This is a genomic window from Enterobacter cloacae complex sp. IR5384 (genome assembly GCF_049237265.1).
In the GTDB taxonomy this organism is placed as follows: Bacteria; Pseudomonadota; Gammaproteobacteria; order Enterobacterales; family Enterobacteriaceae; genus Enterobacter; species Enterobacter cloacae.
This window is the reverse complement of sequence record NZ_JBMKHJ010000098.1, coordinates 1-1,455: the sequence shown is the minus strand read 5'-3', so window position 1 is coordinate 1,455 and position 1,455 is coordinate 1. Positions and strand designations below refer to the sequence as shown.

General features: G+C 45.6%; 1 protein-coding gene. It reads right to left on the bottom strand.

Annotated features, from left to right (window positions below):
- Positions 1–35: 35 nt before the first annotated feature.
- Positions 36–1,405 (bottom strand): IS3-like element ISKpn8 family transposase gene (locus ACOTX3_RS26000; protein ID WP_085949440.1). Its coding sequence is split into 2 segments (ribosomal slippage): positions 36–925 and positions 925–1,405, totalling 1,371 coding nucleotides; the frame shifts between segments, so codons are not numbered across the junction.
- Positions 1,406–1,455: the final 50 nt, after the last annotated feature.

Here is a 1,455-nt window from a genome sequence, read left to right as displayed (position 1 = left end):
GCCTCGGGTTGTACTGACCCCAAAAAGTTGGACAGTTAAACACGAGGCACATAGGTCTGGGTTCGATATTCAATTGGACTCAGACCTTTTAATTTCAGGCTAATTCTTCTGCTGTTGTAGTAGTCAATATATTCCGTAACAGCATCCTTCAGTTCGCTTATATTACTGAACTCGTCAAGATAAAAACACTCCGACTTTAAGGTTCCAAAGAAACATTCCACGACTGCATTATCCAGACAATTGCCTTTTCTGGACATGCTCTGTGTAATGCCTTGTTCTTTAAGGATGTTTTGATACCTTCTCATACGATACTGCCATCCCTGGTCAGAGTGCAGAATAGGATGCTCGTGAGGCTTAAGCTTTTTGAATGCCTGATCGAGCATATTCTCGACCATGTTCATCACAGGTCTTTCCGACAGGCTGTAAGAAATAACTTCGTTGTTGAAGAGATCTATTACTGGAGACAAATACAGCTTTCGCCCATTGACTGCAAATTCAGTAACGTCGGTAACCCACTTCTCGTTTGGCCGTGTAGCCTTGAAATCCCTTTGGAGAACATTGGGGGCGGTTTGCCCTACCTCTCCTCTGTAGGAGCTGTATCGCTTGACCTTAATCGCTGCCTTAAGCGAGAGGGTTCCCATCAGGCGCTGAACGGCTTTATGGTTAATCCGTTCCCCGTCTCGATGGAGAGACAACGTTACCCTACGGTATCCGTAACGACCTTTATTCTCGTGATAAATCTCACCAATACGCTTTTTAACATCCGCATACTTATCAGGCTTGCTGAGAGCCTTTAGATGGTAATAAAACGTACTGCGCGGTATCTCCGCTGCCTTGAGAAGCTCATCAAGAGGGTAAAACTGCCTTAGCTCGTTGAGTACTTTCACTTTTTCGCGGGATGAGCTAAGGCTTTCAGCTTTTTTAGATACGTAAGCCGCATTTCAAGGAATCGAACTTGTCTTTCAAGATCCTCAATACGTCGGTCTTTCGACAGCTCCAATGCTAACGCCGCTTTTTCTGGATCAACTGACATTGTAATGTTTCTTTTGGTGCCGATCTTGAGTGCGCGTAAACCAGCTTCTCCGTGCTCCTCATAGACTTTCAGCCACTTGGCTACAGAACCACTACCAGCAAGCATAAAGTGAGCAGCAGCCTGATTGAGGGACATCTGCTGCTCGGTCACGGCTTTCACGACCTTAATGCGCAACTCTGGATCAGCACTAACGCCTTTAGGTTTGGGAATTAAACCTTTTTCTCCATGTTTTTCATAGAGGGCAACCCACGTCCTGACCTGGGTTCGAGGCACACCAAAACGTGCAGAGATGATCCTGTAACCATCATCAGTTGTGAAGTAGTGATTCACGACTTCAAGGCGCTTTTCGAAGGGGTATTTTGGCTTTGACATATCAGGGACTATTCCATTTCATCGTCCAACAAAATGGGTGCAGTACAGGT